The sequence below is a fragment of the Acidimangrovimonas pyrenivorans genome, assembly GCF_042643245.1.
Classification (GTDB): domain Bacteria; phylum Pseudomonadota; class Alphaproteobacteria; order Rhodobacterales; family Rhodobacteraceae; genus Acidimangrovimonas; species Acidimangrovimonas pyrenivorans.
In genome coordinates this window covers 134066-149935 of record NZ_JBHRSK010000014.1, presented here as the reverse complement: position 1 = coordinate 149935, position 15870 = coordinate 134066, and the positions used below count along the sequence as shown (strand labels likewise).

General features: G+C 69.0%; 19 protein-coding genes and 1 other RNA gene. 9 read left to right on the top strand and 11 right to left on the bottom strand.

Annotated features, from left to right (window positions below; genetic code table 11):
• Window positions 1-61 precede the first annotated feature (61 nt).
• Window positions 62-427 (bottom strand): helix-turn-helix domain-containing protein, encoded by a 366-nt coding sequence (locus tag ACFOES_RS16450; RefSeq protein WP_377834457.1) that lies wholly within the window; start codon window positions 425-427, stop codon window positions 62-64.
• 345 nt (window positions 428-772) lie between these two features.
• On the opposite strand from ACFOES_RS16450, the gene ACFOES_RS16445 reads away from it, so the two are divergent.
• Window positions 773-1732 carry an NADPH:quinone oxidoreductase family protein gene (locus tag ACFOES_RS16445; protein ID WP_377834456.1) on the top strand — a complete coding sequence of 320 codons (960 nt, stop codon included), beginning with the start codon at window positions 773-775 and terminating at the stop codon, window positions 1730-1732.
• A gap of 82 nt (window positions 1733-1814) precedes the next feature.
• Here ACFOES_RS16445 and ACFOES_RS16440 read toward each other — a convergent pair whose 3' ends face one another.
• The gene (locus tag ACFOES_RS16440) at window positions 1815-2669 is read right to left on the bottom strand and encodes a LysR family transcriptional regulator (protein ID WP_377834455.1); all 855 of its coding nucleotides are present in this window, start codon (window positions 2667-2669) and stop codon (window positions 1815-1817) included.
• 124 nt (window positions 2670-2793) lie between these two features.
• Here ACFOES_RS16440 and ACFOES_RS16435 point away from each other — a divergent pair, with 124 nt between their 5' ends.
• Window positions 2794-3012, top strand: a complete 219-nt coding sequence (locus tag ACFOES_RS16435; protein ID WP_377834454.1) for a DUF1127 domain-containing protein — start codon at window positions 2794-2796, stop codon at window positions 3010-3012.
• Between the two features lie 135 nt (window positions 3013-3147).
• Window positions 3148-3927 carry a Bax inhibitor-1/YccA family protein gene (locus ACFOES_RS16430; protein ID WP_377834453.1) on the top strand — a complete coding sequence of 260 codons (780 nt, stop codon included), beginning with the start codon at window positions 3148-3150 and terminating at the stop codon, window positions 3925-3927.
• A gap of 194 nt (window positions 3928-4121) precedes the next feature.
• Here ACFOES_RS16430 and ACFOES_RS16425 read toward each other — a convergent pair whose 3' ends face one another.
• The gene (locus ACFOES_RS16425; RefSeq protein ID WP_377834452.1) at window positions 4122-4649 is read right to left on the bottom strand and encodes a GNAT family N-acetyltransferase; all 528 of its coding nucleotides are present in this window, start codon (window positions 4647-4649) and stop codon (window positions 4122-4124) included.
• A 152-nt stretch (window positions 4650-4801) separates the two neighbouring features.
• Between ACFOES_RS16425 and ACFOES_RS16420 the strand changes: the two genes are divergently transcribed.
• Window positions 4802-5293: a hypothetical protein gene (locus ACFOES_RS16420; RefSeq protein WP_377834451.1), complete on the top strand. Its 492-nt coding sequence runs from the start codon at window positions 4802-4804 to the stop codon at window positions 5291-5293.
• Window positions 5294-5392: 99 nt separating this feature from the next.
• On the opposite strand, the gene rpmG is transcribed toward ACFOES_RS16420, so the two are convergent.
• The 7 genes from rpmG to ACFOES_RS16385 form a co-directional block, all read right to left on the bottom strand.
• A complete protein-coding gene (gene rpmG, locus ACFOES_RS16415) occupies window positions 5393-5560 on the bottom strand; it encodes a 50S ribosomal protein L33 (RefSeq protein WP_036638206.1) in 168 nt (55 codons plus the stop codon).
• 101 nt (window positions 5561-5661) lie between these two features.
• An RNA gene (gene rnpB / locus ACFOES_RS16410) (RNase P RNA component class A) lies at window positions 5662-6054 on the bottom strand.
• Window positions 6055-6065: 11 nt separating this feature from the next.
• Window positions 6066-6737, bottom strand: a complete 672-nt coding sequence (locus tag ACFOES_RS16405) for an N-acetylmuramoyl-L-alanine amidase (RefSeq protein WP_377834450.1) — start codon at window positions 6735-6737, stop codon at window positions 6066-6068.
• A gap of 153 nt (window positions 6738-6890) precedes the next feature.
• Window positions 6891-7616 (bottom strand): hypothetical protein, encoded by a 726-nt coding sequence (locus ACFOES_RS16400; protein WP_377834449.1) that lies wholly within the window; start codon window positions 7614-7616, stop codon window positions 6891-6893.
• Between the two features lie 31 nt (window positions 7617-7647).
• Window positions 7648-9138: an Asp-tRNA(Asn)/Glu-tRNA(Gln) amidotransferase subunit GatA gene (gatA, locus tag ACFOES_RS16395; RefSeq protein ID WP_377834448.1), complete on the bottom strand. Its 1491-nt coding sequence runs from the start codon at window positions 9136-9138 to the stop codon at window positions 7648-7650.
• 78 nt (window positions 9139-9216) lie between these two features.
• Window positions 9217-9504 carry an Asp-tRNA(Asn)/Glu-tRNA(Gln) amidotransferase subunit GatC gene (gatC, locus tag ACFOES_RS16390; RefSeq protein WP_377834447.1) on the bottom strand — a complete coding sequence of 96 codons (288 nt, stop codon included), beginning with the start codon at window positions 9502-9504 and terminating at the stop codon, window positions 9217-9219.
• Window positions 9505-9536: 32 nt separating this feature from the next.
• The gene (locus ACFOES_RS16385) at window positions 9537-10196 is read right to left on the bottom strand and encodes a ceramidase domain-containing protein (protein ID WP_377834446.1); all 660 of its coding nucleotides are present in this window, start codon (window positions 10194-10196) and stop codon (window positions 9537-9539) included.
• Window positions 10197-10252: 56 nt separating this feature from the next.
• Here ACFOES_RS16385 and ACFOES_RS16380 point away from each other — a divergent pair, with 56 nt between their 5' ends.
• Window positions 10253-10948, top strand: a complete 696-nt coding sequence (locus ACFOES_RS16380; protein ID WP_377834445.1) for a metal-dependent hydrolase — start codon at window positions 10253-10255, stop codon at window positions 10946-10948.
• A gap of 134 nt (window positions 10949-11082) precedes the next feature.
• Here the strand turns inward: ACFOES_RS16380 and ACFOES_RS16375 are convergent, their stop codons facing one another.
• On the bottom strand, window positions 11083-11541 hold the full coding sequence (locus ACFOES_RS16375) for a nucleoside deaminase (RefSeq protein WP_377834444.1): 459 nt from the start codon (window positions 11539-11541) through the stop codon (window positions 11083-11085).
• 77 nt (window positions 11542-11618) lie between these two features.
• Here ACFOES_RS16375 and ACFOES_RS16370 point away from each other — a divergent pair, with 77 nt between their 5' ends.
• The 4 genes from ACFOES_RS16370 to ACFOES_RS16355 all read left to right on the top strand — a co-directional run bounded on the left by ACFOES_RS16370 (window position 11619) and on the right by ACFOES_RS16355 (window position 15850).
• The gene (locus ACFOES_RS16370) at window positions 11619-12602 is read left to right on the top strand and encodes a pseudouridine synthase (RefSeq protein WP_377834443.1); all 984 of its coding nucleotides are present in this window, start codon (window positions 11619-11621) and stop codon (window positions 12600-12602) included.
• Window positions 12603-12785: 183 nt separating this feature from the next.
• Window positions 12786-13670 carry a 5-bromo-4-chloroindolyl phosphate hydrolysis family protein gene (locus ACFOES_RS16365; RefSeq protein ID WP_377834442.1) on the top strand — a complete coding sequence of 295 codons (885 nt, stop codon included), beginning with the start codon at window positions 12786-12788 and terminating at the stop codon, window positions 13668-13670.
• Between the two features lie 29 nt (window positions 13671-13699).
• On the top strand, window positions 13700-14899 hold the full coding sequence (locus ACFOES_RS16360) for a toxic anion resistance protein (RefSeq protein WP_377834441.1): 1200 nt from the start codon (window positions 13700-13702) through the stop codon (window positions 14897-14899).
• Complete coding sequence (locus tag ACFOES_RS16355) at window positions 14900-15850, top strand: DUF2927 domain-containing protein (RefSeq protein ID WP_377834440.1); 951 nt, start codon at window positions 14900-14902, stop codon at window positions 15848-15850.
• The last annotated feature ends 20 nt before the right edge of the window (window positions 15851-15870 follow it).

Here is a 15870-nt window from a genome sequence, read left to right as displayed (position 1 = left end):
TGGCGCAGGGTCAAGCCGACGGGGTCAAGCCGGCGGCGTCAAGCCGGCGGGCGGCGCGCGATCAGGCGACGTCGTCGCTGAGCACCCGGGCCAGATCGAACAGCCGGCGGCGCTGGTTCTCGGGGATCGCGTAGTAGGAACGCACCAGTTCCAGCGCTTCCTTGTCGGCGAGGATGTCGCCCTCGACCTTGGTCTGCGCTTCGCGGCTTTCGTCGATGCCCTCGAAGAAGAAGCTGATTGGCACGCTCAGCGCGTCGGCGATATCCCACAGGCGGGACGCGCTGACACGGTTCATGCCGGTCTCGTATTTCTGGATCTGCTGAAACTTGATCCCGACCTTATCGGCCAGTTGTTGCTGGGTCATGCCCACCATCCAGCGCCGGTGGCGGATGCGCTTGCCCACATGCGCGTCGACAGGATGTTTCATTATCTTTCTCCCCGATCGTCTCACAGGATCGTTTGGCTGTTTCCACTCCAACTCAGCTGGCACCGACTACAAGAGCACATACTGAAACACACATTCGGGAACCGGTCGCAACCGCCTCAACCGTCGCAGGCCCCGGCCGTCGCGAAATGCGACAGCCCAGATACACCTTTCCGGCGAAACAGTCTCCGCCCTCTCACCCAGCGCGATCTTTGCATTTTGCGGCAGCGCGCGCAACGTCCGGCTGAGGTCCGAGCCCCGAATTACAGTTAAAAGTGGTCCTTTCCGGCTCTGGAAATACCCCCAAACGGGGACTATCACTGAAAGAACAGCAAGCGGGAGGACAGGATGCGCGCTTTTCAGATCGACACTTACGGGGAACCGCCGGTCCTGCGCGACGTGCCGCAGCCCGAACCGGGGCCGGGCGAGCTGCGACTGAAAGTCGCCGCCTGCGGGCTCAATTTCGCGGATCTTCTGATGCTCAAGGGCCAGTATCAGGAACGCCCGCCGCTGCCCTTCACGCTGGGAATGGAACTGGCCGGCACGGTCGAGGCGCTGGGGGCGGATGTCGCCGGCCCGGCCGTGGGCACCCGGGTCGCGGCGATGGGCGGCTCCGGCGGGCTGGCCGAGCAGGCCTGCGTGCCCGCCGCGCGCTGCGTCGCCCTGCCCGACGCGATGAGCTTCCCCGAGGCCGCCGCCTTCCAGGTCGCCTATGGCACCAGCCATGTCGCGCTGCATCACCGCGCCCGGCTGCAGCCGGGCGAGACGCTCCTGGTGCTGGGCGCGGCCGGCGGGGTTGGCCTGACCGCGGTCGAGATCGGCAAGCTGATGGGCGCGCGGGTCATCGCCTGCGCCCGCGGCGCCGAGAAGCTCAAGGTGGCCGAGGCCGCCGGCGCCGACCACCTGATCGACAGCAGTTCCGAGGACCTGCGCGACGCGGTCAAGGCCCTGGGCGGCGCCGACGTGGTCTATGACCCGGTCGGCGGCGGCCAGTTCATGTCGGCGCTGCGGGCGACCCGGCCCGAGGGCCGGCTGCTGACCATCGGCTTCGCCAGCGGCGAGACGCCGCAAATCCCGGCCAACCTGCTGCTGGTCAAGAACCTGACCGTGATCGGCTTCTACTGGGGCGGCTACATGGCCTTCCGGCCCGAGGTGCTGACCGACAGCCTGGCCCAGCTCTTCGCCTGGTACAGCGAGGGCAAGCTGCACCCCCATGTCAGCAACACCCTGCCGCTGGACAAGACCGAGGACGGTCTGGCGCTGCTGCGCGAGCGCAAGTCGACCGGCAAGGTGGTGATCACGCCGTAAGGCGCGCCCGTGAGGCTATCGGGCCGCGCCGGTCCCCGGGCGCGGCCCCTGTTTCCGGGCCCGGCGCCGTTCCGGGCCATCTCTACCGCCCCCGGAAGGCCTTGCGCACGAGGTCGGCGAGGATGCCGACGACAGGCGACGGCGACGGATCGGCGACGTAGAGGTTGATCTTGGTCCGCGCCAGTTCGGGCAGCGCGCCGCCATGCGGGATCGGCTCCATGTAGCGCGGCTCGGCGCCCTCGACCAGGGCGTGAACCGCGAGGTCGGCGCTGACCGAGGCCTCGATCGAGCGGGTCGAATCGGATTCCACCGCCATCACCCAGTCGATCCCGGCCCTGTCGAGCGCCTCCTGCACGCCGACCCGGAAGATGCAGTTATGCTCGAAGGCCAGCGGCAGCGGCCGCTGCTTCCAGGCCTGCCCGCCCGGCGCGCCGACCCAGACCAGCGGCAGGTCGATCAGGGTTTCGCCTTCCGGGCCGCAGCTGTCCTCGGTGGTCAGGATGACGTCGCAGTCGCCGCGCGCGAACAGCGCCTTGAGCCGCCGCGTGTAGGACGAGACCAGCGTCACCCGCATCCGCGGATAATCGGCATGGATGCGTTGCAGCACCTTGGGGATCGCCGGGTAGACGATGTCGGCCGGCACGCCGAGCACGATCTCGCCCTCGAAGGCCTTGTGGGTCAGCCGCGCGATCGCCTCGTCGTTCAGCGCCAGCAGCCGGCGGGCATAGCCCAGCATCTGCTCGCCGGCCGCCGTCAGCCCGACGGTGCGGCCCGAACGGTCGAGCAGTTGCAGGTCCAGCGCCTCCTCCAGGCGCTTGATCTGCATCGAAACCGCCGATTGCGTCAGGTTGAGGAACCCCGCCGCCCGCGTCACCCCGCCGGCATCGGCGACGGCGGCGAAGGAGCGCAGGGCGGTCAGGTCGAGATTGCGGGCCATATCACACCTTTTGATGCTTTACGTCAAAACCATTCATTTTACATATGGACACCATTGTGACAGTAAGATCAAGAAAATTGATGCTCACCTGACCTTCGATCAGGCTTCGAGAAGGATCGAAACAATGACGATGACGGCTCATTCGACGACGATGCCCCATGGCGGCCACCGGTCGCACTCCCTGCTGGCGCGGCTGCGCCTCGGCCTGACCGTCCGGCGCGAGCGGCGCCGGCTGGCCGAACTGGACGACGCCGCGCTGCGCGATATCGGCGTCAGCCGCGATCAGGCCCGGGCCGAAGCCGAGCGCCCGCTCTGGGATGTGCCCGCCTATTGGCGCGGCTGAGCGGATCGCGCCGGATCAACAGCATGTTTTCCGGCGGCAAAAGCTTGAAAACCCGGCCCGGCTTCCCGATATTCCCTGATAAGGACGGCTCCGGCACACGGAGCCGCCGGACAGGGATTTGAATGGAGGCTTTCCATGGCAGAGTATGACACGATCCGCACGACGACGGGCGCCGGCGCGCGCGCGGGCGTGCGGATCGACGAGGGCCTTCGCGCCCACATGAACAAGGTCTACGGGCTGATGTCCATCGGCCTGCTGATGACCGGGCTTGTCGCCTGGGCCGTCGCGGGTCTGGCGATCACCGGCACCCCGACCGGCGCCCAGATCGGCGCCAACAGCTACCTGACCAGCTTCGGCGTCGCGCTCTACACCTCGCCGCTGCGCTGGGTGGTGATGCTGCTGCCGCTGGGCATGGTCTTCGGCTTCGGCGCCGCGATCAACCGCCTCTCCTATGGCGGCGCACAGCTGTTCTTCTACGCCTTCGCCGCGGCGATGGGCCTGTCGATCAGCTCGATCTTCATCGTCTTCACCGGCGTGTCGATCGCCCAGACCTTCCTGGTCACCGCCATCGCCTTCGCCAGCCTGAGCCTTTACGGCTACACCACCAAGCGCGACCTGAGCGCGATGGGCGCCTTCCTGATGATGGGCCTGGTCGGCATCATCGTGGCGATGATCGTCAACATCTTCCTGCAGTCGCCGGCCGTCGGATTCGCGGTCTCGATCCTCGGCGTGCTGATCTTCGCCGGCCTGACCGCCTTCGATACCCAGGCGATCAAGACCCAGTACATCCAGATGGCCCAGAGCGGCGATCAGGAATGGCTCGGCAAGTCGGCGATCATGGGCGCGCTGAAGCTCTATCTCGACTTCATCAACCTGTTCATGTTCCTGTTGCAGTTCATGGGCAACCGGAACTGAGCCCGGAACCGGGCCACAGACAGGTTCGGACCTGCACGGGGCCGGTGGGAAACCACCGGCCCTTCTGCTTTGCCCGGGCACTCCCGCGGCGCGCCCTTCGGGCGCAAGAAGGGGCGCGCTGCCCCCGTCGCCCTGCGGGCGCCTCCCCCGGGATATTTTCGTCCAGGTGAAAGCGGGAAGGGGGCGGCGGGCCGTCACTCCAGCAGGCGCTGCATGCGGATGGCGGGAAAGTCGATCCCCGGCCGCAGCGCCACCTCGACCGGGCCGAGGGTGACGAAGCCGAGCGCGCTGTAGAACGGCACCGCGGTGCGGGTGGCAAGGCAGTCGAGCCGGTGGATCCCGGCGGTGCGGGCCTCGGCGAAGACCCGGCCCATCAGCGCCCGGCCGATGCCGCGCCGCGTATGGCCGGCATCGGTGACGAGGTGGCGGACATGGGCACGCCCGACATCCGCCGCCTCGGGAAGCGGATCGGCCTCCTGCCCCGGCCCGGCCGGGCTCCAGCCGCCGGCGCCGAGTATCGTGCCCTCCGCCCCCACAGCCACGTAGTAGCGGCCCGAGGTCACCAGCCGGGGCTGGGCGCGGCTGAGAAGCGGGATCGCGGTGACGCGAATCGAGGGCGGGTAGTCGGCCGCCAGCAGCCGGCCGTAGCTGCGGGCGAACAGCGCGTCGATCGCGGCAAGGTCGGCAGCACGGGCAATGCGGATCAGCGGCGCGGACGTCATGGCAGGCAGATAGGCAGGCCGGCGCGGAAGGCAACGCCGCCGCGCCGCATGGTCGCGGCCAGGCGCGCCGCCCGGCGGATCGCGAAGAATTAACCTCTCGGACAGGAAATCCAGCCTACACTCATCCCCGTCACAGTGAAGGGAGTGTCTCAATGACCGCCGAAAACACCGCGCCGGACCGGGCCCTGATCGTTCTGCTGCGCCTCGCGATGGCCTGGGTCTTCCTCTACGCCGCCTCGCACCAGGTCTTGGTGCCGGGCTGGAGCGCCACCGGCTTCCTGGCCCATACCAAGACCTTCCACGCCCTGTTCATCCTGTTCACCGGCCCGGGGATCGGCGCCGTCGTGTCCTTCCTGGTGGAATACGGCCATCTGCTGATCGGGCTGTCGCTGCTGGCCGGGCTGTTCGTTCGCGCCAGCTCCATCGCCGCGATCGGGCTGATGATCCTGTACTGGATGGCCCATATGGATTTCCCCTTCATCTCGAACCACAACAACTTCCTGATCGACGAGCATATCGTCTACGCGCTGGTTCTGGCGCTGCTCTATATCCGCAGCGCGGGGCATATCCTGGGGCTGGACGGCTGGATGGCCGGGCGGGGCCTGGCCCGCAACAGCCGGCTGATCGGCTGGGCCTGCGGCTGAGATCGGCGCCGGGGCCGACAACGGGGCCGACGACGGGGCCGGAAACGCAAAAGGCCGCGCCCGAGGCGCGGCCAATATGCCTTCCGGAAGGGGCAGATCTTACTTGATCTTGCCTTCCTTGTACTCGACGTGCTTGCGCGCGACCGGGTCATATTTGTTGACGGTCATCTTCTCGGTCATGGTGCGGGCGTTCTTCTTGGTCACGTAGAAGTGCCCGGTGCCCGCCGTCGAGTTCAGACGGATCTTGATCGTCGTCGGCTTCGCCATTGCCTTGTCTCCTGCACTCGGGCGAACGCCGCGGCGCGGCCCGTGAATTCCTTGAAGCCCGCCTTTTACCGAGGCGCGGGCGGGAGTCAACCGTAAAACAAAGGCGCGGACGGCCTGTAAGCCGGATTCTGTTCCGGGGCCGAAGCCCCGTCGACGACCATTCCTCTAGGCCCGCCGTTGCCGACGCGCTCGAGCTGCCAACCCGGGCCCCGGGCTGAGACGTCCCTGCGGAGATATCCCCGGAGGGATCATGCCGCGTGGGGCCCCTATTCGGCATTGCTCCTGGTGGGGCTTGCCGTGCCGGTCCTGTTGCCAGGCCCGCGGTGGGCTCTTACCCCACCGTTTCACCCTGACCCCCGCCGCGGCGGGGGCGGTCTGTTCTCTGTGGCGCTTTCCCTCGGGTTTCCCCGGCCGGGCGTTACCCGGCACCATCGCCTCATGGAGTCCGGACTTTCCTCGCCCCCTTTCGGGGCCGCGGCCGTCCGGCCATCCGCGCGTGTCGCACTTAGGGGCTGTCGGCGTCACGGTCAATGGCGAAGCGGCGGGCGAGGTCGGCCGCCAGCCCGGCATCGACCGCATCGAGCGGCCCCGCCGCCCAGGGACGGAAGCGCAGCCGGAACGCCGTCAGCAGGGTGTCCAGGGGCGCGTCGGGATAGCCGAAGGCACGGGCGTCGGCGGCGAAGCGAGCGGGCGCGCCCCGCCCCGGTTCGGGCCAGACCGAGAGGCCGGCGCGGGCCAGCCGCTGCCAGTCGAATCGCGGCCCCGGATCGGCCTTGCGCCCAGGCGCCATGTCGGAATGGGCGATGACCCCCTCGGGCGGGATCGCCCAGCGTTCCATCACCCCGGCCAGCAGCGCCTCGAGCGCCCGCATCTGCGGCGCCGGGAAGGGGTGGACACCGGTATTGGCCAGTTCGACGCCGATCGAGCGCGAATTGACGTCGCCGCGCCCGCCCCAGCTGCCGGCTCCGGCATGCCAGGCGCGCATCTCCTCGGCCACCAGCACCTCGACGGCGCCGATCTCGGAAATCAGGTAATGGGCGGAGACCTCGGCCGCCGGGTCGCAGAGCCGGTCGCGGGCGGCGGCGCAGCTTTCCATCGCGGTGTAGTGGAGCACGATCAGCTCCGGCCGCTGCCCGTCGCGGCGGGGGCCGAAATTGGGAGAGAGCGGCGCCGGCACCGCGCTACGCCCTGCCCCGACGCCGGAGCGGCAGGCAGGTCGCAGGGGGAAGCGAGAGAGCGCCCGCCGCTGCGGGCCGGGTCCGGCACTGTCCGGCGCAGGCGCCGGGCGGAAACAGGGAAGGACATGCCGCCCGATACGGCATCGGCCGGCCTATTTCTCCATCGCCGCGCGGAACGGCGCCGGGTCCCAGCCGCAGGCATAGCCGTCGCCGTCGGGATCGAGGCTCTTCGGGTCGCGTTGCGGCCCGCCATTGGCCAGGAACATCTCCTGCGCCTTGTCGGCCGAAGGGAACCTGGCACAGGCACGGCGGCTGATCGCGTTCCGGAACGGGTTGCCGCGATGGTAGATCTGGGTGCCGATCGGATTGGTCGACTTCACCGCGTATTCCACCACATTGGGCGGGATCTCGACCGGCCGGCTGGGCACTGCGGTCGGCGGGATCACCTTGTACTGCGCCCGTTGCCGCGCCAGCCGCTCCTTGTCGCTGGCGATCGTCTCGCGCGAGCTCACGGCGGCAAAGCTCTGCTCGTCCGAGATCTTGGGATCGTTGACCGCCGCCATCTCGCCGGTATCGGCCTTGATCGTCGCCGGCGCCCCGCCGCGCGGGCGGTCGCCCGCCAGCCCCGCCGTCGGGTCGGACGGGTCGGCCAGCGCCGAGGTGCCCACCAGCGGCGCCCCGGCCGACGCGGTCGCGCCCGAGGCCGGCGCAACAGGCGTCGTCGCCCCGGATTGGCCCCCGGATTGCCCCTCGTGTTGCTTGAGGTAATCGGTGTAGCTGCCGAAGCCGGCCCCTTTCGACGGGGCGGCATCGTTCGGCGCGGTCGGCGCGCAGGCGGCGGCGGACAGGATCAGCGCCGCCGGAAGCAGGTATCGCATCAAAGGGCCTCTAGTTGCTCGGCCCAGAGGTTTACCACCATTTCGCCGGTTTGGAAACAAAGCCGGCGGCCTGTTCGAGGACATGAGCGTGATTCAGCAGATCGCCCTCTTCCCACGGCCGGCCGATCAGTTGCAGCCCCAGCGGCAGCCCCTGGCGGTCGAGCCCGGCCGGCACCGAGATGCCGGGCAGGCCGGCAAGGTTGACCGTGACGGTGAAGACGTCGTTGAGATACATCTGCACCGGGTCGGCATTGGCCATCTCGCCTAGCCCGAAGGCGGCCGACGGCGTCGCCGGGGTCAGGATCGCGTCGATGCCTTGGGCGAAGACCTCCTCGAAGTCGCGCTTGATCAGGGCGCGGACCTTGCGGGCGCGGTTGTAATAGGCGTCGTAGAAGCCGGCCGAGAGCACGTAGGTGCCGATCATCACCCGGCGCTGGACCTCCTTGCCGAAGCCCTCGGCCCGGGTCTTCTCGTACATCTCGGTGATGCCGTCGCCCTTGCCCAGCTTGGCGCGGTGGCCGTAGCGCACGCCGTCATAGCGGGCGAGGTTCGACGACGCCTCGGCCGGGGCGATGACGTAATAGGCCGGCAGGGCATACTTGGTGTGCGGCAGGCTGATATCGACGATCTTGGCGCCGGCGTCCTTGAGCATCTCGGCGCCCTGGTGCCACAGCGCCTCGATCTCGTCCGGCATGCCGTCCATCCGGTACTCCTTGGGGATACCGATGGTCTTGCCGCGGATGTCGCCGGTCAGCATGGCCTCGAAATCCGGCACCGGGATCTGGGCGCTGGTCGAATCCTTCGGGTCCTCGCCCGCCATCGCCCCCAGCATGATCGCCGCGTCGCGCACCGTCTTGGTCATCGGCCCGGCCTGGTCGAGCGAGCTGGCGAAGGCGACGATGCCCCAGCGCGAGCAGCGGCCGTAGGTCGGCTTGAGACCGGTGATGCCGGTGAAGGCCGCCGGCTGGCGGATCGAGCCGCCGGTATCGGTGCCGGTCGCGGCCAGGCACAGGTCGGCCGCCACGGCCGAGGCCGAACCGCCGGACGAGCCGCCCGGGGTCAGAGGCATGTCGTCATTGCCGCGCCGCCACGGGTTGACCGCATTGCCGTAGGTCGAGGTCTCGTTCGAGCTGCCCATGGCGAATTCGTCCATGTTCAGCTTGCCCAGCATGACGGCGCCGGCATCGAACAGGTTCTGGGTGACGGTCGATTCGTATTCCGGCCGGAAGCCCTCGAGGATCCGGCTCGCCGCCTGGCTCGGCACGCCCTTGGTGCAGAACAGGTCCTTGATGCCCAGCGGGATGCCGCACATCGCCGGCGCGTCGCCGGTCTTGATCCGTTCATCCGCCGCCCGCGCCTGCTCGAGCGCGATCTCGGGCGTGTGGTGGACGAAGGCGTTCAACTCGGCCGCCCCGTCGATCGCGGCCATGCAGGCCATGGTCAGATCGACCGAGGTCACCTCGCCCTTGCGCAGCGCGTCGCGCGCATCGGCAATCGTCAGTTGGTTGAGCTTGTCCGTCATCCGATCATTCCATCTCTTGCTTGGCACCCGCGCCGGGGCGCCGCCCGTTCACGGCCGCCCGTTCACGACCTCGGCCGCTCACTCAACCACTTTCGGCACGGCGAAGAAGCCCTCGCGCGCGTCGGGCGCGTTCGCGAGGATGCGGTCCTGCATGTTGCCGTCGGTGACGACGTCCTCGCGCCGCTTGAGCCGCATCGGCGTGACGCTGGTCATCGGCTCGACGCCCTCGATATCGACCTCGCCCAGCTGCTCCATGAAGGTCAGGATGCCCGAAAGCTCGCCCGCCAGCGCCGGCAGGTCGTCTTCCTCCACCTTGATGCGGGCCAGATGGGCCACCTTGCGGGCGGTATCGGTATCAATCGACATGGGTCTCTCCCCGTGGAACGGTCCGGCCTCGTTTAGCTCCCGGCGCGGCGCGCTGCAAGCATGTGGCGCCGCATAACCTCGATCATCCAGCCCAGCATGACGGCATTGAGCAGATGCCAGAGGAAATGGGTGCCCAGCGGCCAGACCGGGCAGAGCGGCGTGTCCGCCGCCCGCGCCGCGATCGACAGGGTCAGCAGCGCCGCCCCGATCCCCAGCCCGCGCGCCGTATCCGGCGCCCGCCGGACCAGCGCAAGGGCGTAGAGCGCGATCAGCAAAGCCACCGTGGCATAGGCGGCCGACCCGCCCAGCCCCGGCACGAGGAAATGCAGTCCCGGGGTGGCGAGCGCGGCATAGGGAAAGAACAGCGCGGTGAGGCCCAGCGCCGGCCAGAGCCGCAGGCCCCAGAACTGCCGGTTGGCCTCGTAGAGATAGACCAGGATGAACAGCGCGATCGGCAGCACGTCGGCCAGCCCGGCCCAGCGTTGCGCGACGGTATGGAACAGCCCCGAGCCGATCCCGATCGCGGCCAGGATCGCCGCCAGCGCCCGCGCCGGCGCCAGCCCGCGCACCCGGCGCCACATCACCGCCGCCGCAACCAGGAAGGCGAGATTGGTGAGGGCATTGACCGGCTCGGCCCACAGCCCCGGGTCCAGCCTTTCGCAATATCCGTCGACCGCTTCCGTCCAGCCCATTTCCTTCTCCGCCACAGGCCCTACACTCTGCGCCGAACCGTCAAGGAGGAGAGACCATGAAACTCACCTGGCTCGGCCATTCCGGCTTCCGTCTCGAGATCGCCGGCCTCACACTGTTGATCGACCCGTGGATGACCGGCAACCCCATGTTCCCCGCCGACCGCCGCGACGAGGCGATCCAGGGAGCGACGCATATCCTGCTCACCCACGGCCATGGCGACCATTCCACCGACGCCATCCCGGTGGCGAAGGAGCTCGGCATCCCCGTCGCCGGCACCTACGACCTGATCTCGTGGTGGCAGGCCAAGGAGGGGATCGAGGGCATCGGCTTCAACAAGGGCGGCACCGTCGACCTCGGCGGCGTCAAGGCGACGCTGGTCAACGCCTGCCATTCCTCCTCGGTCGCCGGGCCGGACGGCGCGCCGGTCTATGCCGGCCACGAGGCGGGCTTCATCATCGAGGGCGAGGGCCACGGCATCTACGTCTCGGGCGACACCGACGTGATGGCCGACATGAAGCTGTTCAACGACCTGCATCAGCCGGACATCGGCATCCTGTCCGCCGGCGGTCACTTCACGATGGACATGAAACGCGCCGCCTATGCCGCCAAGACCTTCTTCGACTTCAAGATCGTGATCCCCTGCCACTACCGCACTTTCCCGATCCTCGAGCAGGACGCCGAGGTGCTGAAGGCCGGCCTGCCGGGAGTGAACGTGATCGAACCGCAGGTGATGGAGCCGATCGAGCTGTGAGGCCAGGGCCGGGGGCGCTGCCCCCGGACCCCCGGGATATTTGGACTGAGAGGAAGAGCCAGAGCGGTCTTTCCTTCCTCCCTTCCTCTCAGCGAAAATATCCCACGGGGGTCCGGGGGTGTGAAACCCCCGGCCTAGCCGTCCCGCTTGCCGGCGAAGAATTCCTTGAGCAGCGCCGCCGCGGCCGCGGCGCCGATGCCGTCATAGACCTCGGGGACATGGTGGCTCTGCGGATGGGCGAAGACGCGCGGGCCATGGGCGACGCCGCCGGATTTCGGGTCGGCGGCGCCGTAGTAGAGCCGGGCGATGCGCGCCTGCGAGATCGCCGAGGCGCACATCGGGCAGGGTTCGAGCGTGACATAGAGGTCGTGCCCCGGCAGCCGCTCCGAACCGGCGGCGGCGCAGGCGGCGCGCAGGGCGAGGATCTCGGCATGCGCCGTCGGGTCGGCCAGCTCGCGGGTGCGGTTGCCGGCGCGGGCCACCACCGTGCCGTCGGGGGCGACGATGACGGCACCCACCGGCACCTCGCCGCGGGCGGCGGCGGCGCGGGCTTCCTCCAGCGCGATGTCCATGTAGCTGCGAAACGGGCTCATCGGCTCTTCCTGCCCGCAAGTGGCCTTCCCCGCAAGTGCCGCTTTCACGGCCCGCGCTTTGGCGCTAGAAGGCGGCCATGAGCAACACAACTCCCCCCGGCGAGCGCATCGCCAAGGTCCTGGCCCGTGCCGGCGTCGCCTCGCGGCGCGAGGCCGAGCGGATGATCGAGGCCGGCCGCGTCGCGGTCAACGGCAAGGCGATCGACAGCCCGGCGCTGAACGTCACCGCGCACGACAAGATCACCGTCGACGGCAAGCCCGTCGCCGAGCCCGAGCCGCCGCGGCTGTGGCTCTATTACAAGCCGCTGGGGCTGGTGACCTCGGCCAGCGACGAGAAGGGACGCGAGACCGTCTTCGACAACCTGCCCGAGGAGCTGCCGCGGGTGATGTCGGTCGGCCGGCTCGACCTCAATTCCGAGGGGCTGCTGCTGCTGACCAATGACGGCGCCATCAAGCGCCGGTTGGAGCTGCCCTCGACCGGCTGGCTGCGCAAGTACCGGGTCCGGGTCAAGGGTACGCCCGACGATGCGGCGCTCGAGCCGCTGCGCAAGGGCATCACCGTCGAGGGCGAACGGTTCCAGCCGATGGAGGTCACGCTCGACCGCCAGCAGGGCGCGAATGCCTGGCTGACGGTGGGGCTGCGCGAGGGCCGCAACCGCGAAATCCGGCGCGCGATGGGCGAGATCGGGCTGGTGGTCAACCGGCTGATCCGGATCAGCTACGGCCCGTTCCGGCTGGGCGACATGCAGCCCGGCGCGGTGCAGGAGGTCAAGGCCAAGGTGCTGCGCGACCAGCTCGGGCTGGAAAATCCGGACGAGGAAGCCAAGACCGGCACCGCCAGGCGCAAGGGCAAGCCGGGCGCGAAACCGGGGCCGAAACCGGGACCGAAGGCCGGCCCGGGCGCGCCGGGCCGGAAGACCGGGCCCGCGGCCGGCACCAAGACCGGGGCCAGGCCCGAAGCCAAGCCCGAGGTCAGGCCCGGCGGGGCCCGCAAGCCGCGCCCGATGCCCGGGCCGGGCAAGGCCGGGGCGACGCGGCGTAAACCCGCCGGCCGCAGCTGAATCCTGTCTTTCCGGCGGCTTGACGCTGGTATGCCCCCGGGCGATCCCCTATAGTAACGGGGTGTTCCACCGGTATTTTTCGGGTGCTCAGAGGGACGGCATGTCTGGCACGGGGTTTCAGAAGCTTTCATATTTCCTGCTGCTGGCATTGATCCTCTACGTCGCCGTCGCGGGGGGCATGTGATGGCGCAGCGCTTCGGTGGCCAATACAGCCCCGGCAGCGACGGCGCTCCGCAGCCGGGCGCGCCCAACCCGTTCCACGGCCGCCGTCCGACCCGGGTCGGAGGCCGCGCCAATTTCCTCTTCATCGCGCCGCTGGTCTTCGCCGTCACCGCCTTCTGGCAGCCGCCGGTCGGGCTGGCGCTCGACCTTGGCGCCTGCGCCACGCTGCTCCTGGCCGCCTGGCTGACGCGCGACGGGCTGCGGGCGCAGGAGGCCTACGAGGCGCGGACGGTCGCCCGCCGCCCGGCGATCCCGCGCAAGATCTTCGGCTCGGTGTTGACCGGCCTCGGCCTGGCGCTCGGCGGCTTCGTCCCGGAGGGCGGCCTGGTCGCGCCGGCGATCTTCGCCGTGCTCGGCGGTGCGCTGCATTTCGGTGCCTTCGGACCGGACCCGCTGAAGGACAAGGGGATGGAGGGCGTCGACGCCTTCCAGACCGACCGCGTCGCCCGCGCCGTCGAGGAGGCAGAGAAGCACCTGAGCGCGATCCAGGACGCGATCAAGCGCAGCGGCGACCGGCGGCTGGTGGCGCGGGTCGAGAGCTTCATCGGCACCGCCCGCAAGATGTTCCGCACCGTCGAGAACGACCCGCGCGACCTGACGGCGGCGCGGAAATATCTCGGCATCTACCTGATCGGGGCGCGCGACGCGACGATCAAGTTCGCCGAGATCGCCGCCCGCGGCCACGACGCCCAGGCGCGTGCCGATTACGAGGCGCTGCTCGACGATCTGGAGAGCAATTTCACCGCGCAGACCACCGCGCTCTTGCAGGACGACAAGACCGATCTGGACATCCAGATCGACGTGCTGCGCGAACGGTTGCAGCGCGAAGGGGTGCGCCCGGGCTAGGGCGCCAGTTTCAGGGAAGGATTTGAGAGATGTCAGAAGCCGTCCGCGCCAAGGCCGCCGAGGCCCTTGCCGAAATCGAGAAGGTCAGCGCCGTGGTCCTGCCCGAACCCGTGCAGGCCGAAGCGGTGGTGCCGCTGGACAAGGCCCCCGCCCCGGTGGCCGAGGAAATCCGCAAGCGGATGGCCGAGATCGACATGACCAACACCCAGTCGATCATCTCCTTCGGCTCGGGCGCCCAGGCCGAGCTGCAGACCATCAGCCAGTCGATGCTGACCGGCGTGCGCAACAAGGATGTCGGCCCGGCCGGCGACAGCCTGCGCGAGATCGTCAGCACCATCCGCGGCTTCTCGGTCTCGGAACTGGACGTGCGCCGCAAGCGCAGTTGGTGGGAACGGCTGACCGGCCGCGCCGCGCCCTTCGCCCAGTTCATCGCCCGCTACGAGGAGGTGCAGGGCCAGATCGACCGCGTCACCGAATCGCTCGACCAGCACGAGCACAAGCTGCTGATCGACATCAAGTCGCTCGACGTGCTCTACGGCAAGACGCTTGATTTCTATGACGAACTGGCGCTCTACATCGCCGCCGGCGAGGCCAAGCTGTCCGAGCTCGACACCACCACGATCCCGGCCAAGGAGGCCGAGGTCGAGGCCGCGCCCGAGGAGCAGCAGGTGATGAAGGCGCAGGAGCTGCGCGACCTGCGCGGCGCGCGCGACGATCTCGAACGCCGGGTCCATGACCTCAAGCTGACCCGGCAGGTGACGATGCAGTCGCTGCCCTCGATCCGGCTGGTGCAGGAGAACGACAAGAGCCTGGTGACCAAGATCAACTCGACTCTGGTCAACACCGTTCCGCTGTGGGAAACCCAGCTCGCCCAGGCGGTGACCATCCAGCGCTCGCGCGAGGCGGCGGCGGCGGTGCGCGAGGCCAACGACCTGACCAACGAGTTGCTGACCTCGAATGCCGAGAACCTGCAGCAGGCCAATCGCGAGGTGCGCACCGAGATGGAGCGCGGGGTGTTCGACATCGAGGCGGTGAAGAAGGCCAACGAGACGCTGATCGCGACGATCAACGAGAGCCTGCAGATCGCCGACGAGGGCAAGGCCAAGCGCGCCGCGGCCGAGAAGGAGCTGACCAGGATGGAGCATGACCTGCGCGACACGCTGGCCGCCGCCAAGGCGCGGGCCGACGGTGTCGGCGACAATGCCGGCACCAGCGTCCCGAAGGCCTGAATGCCGCTCCATCGCCCCTTCCCCGGCCGCGTCGCGGCCCTCGGCCTGCTGACCCTGACCGCGCTGGCCGGCTGCGACGCCCTGTTCGTCAAGCCGGTGCCGGTGCCGCCGCCGCGCCCGGCCGGCCTGCGCCCCGCCCCCTCGGCGGCGAGCGAGGCGGCGCGGGTCCATTACGCCAAGGTCCAGTCGGACCTGCTGGAACAGGGGCTGCTGCGCACCGATGGCGGCGGGCCGGACACGCCGTTCAACACCCGCGACCTGACCGAGAATTTCATCCGCATCGCGCTTTACGACGAATACGCCCCCGACGGCAGCGGCCTGGTGCCGAAACAGACCCCGAGCCGGCTGCGGCGCTGGAACAAGCCGGTGCGGATGAGCCTGACCTTCGGCCCGACGATCCCGGACGAGGAGCGCGCCAAGGACCGCAAGACCGTCGCCGCCTATGCCGCCCGGCTGGGCCGGGTCTCGGGCCACCCGGTCTCGCTGGTCTCGTCCGGGCGGACCAATTTCGACATCTTCGTGCTCAACGAGGATGCCCGCCGCGCCTTCGGGCCGCAGCTCAGGAAGCTGGTGCCCGGCATCGGCAACAACGTGGTGCGGACGATCACCACCATGCCGCGCTCGACCTATTGCCTGGTCTTCGCCTTCTCCGAGGGCAATGCCAGCACCTATAGCCGCGCCGTCGCCGTGATAAGGGGCGAACATCCCGACCTGCTGCGCCTGTCCTGCTATCACGAGGAACTGTCGCAGGGGCTGGGGCTGGCCAATGACAGCCCGGCGGCGCGGCCGTCGATCTTCAACGACGACGAGGAGTTCGCCCTGCTGACGACGCAGGACGAGCTGATGCTCAAGATGCTCTACGATCCGCGGCTGAAGCCGGGCATGAAGCCCGCCGAGGCCCGGCCGATCGTGCGGGTGATTGCAAGGGAACTGATGGGCGGGCAGAGTTAGGCCGGCGGCATCTAGCGACA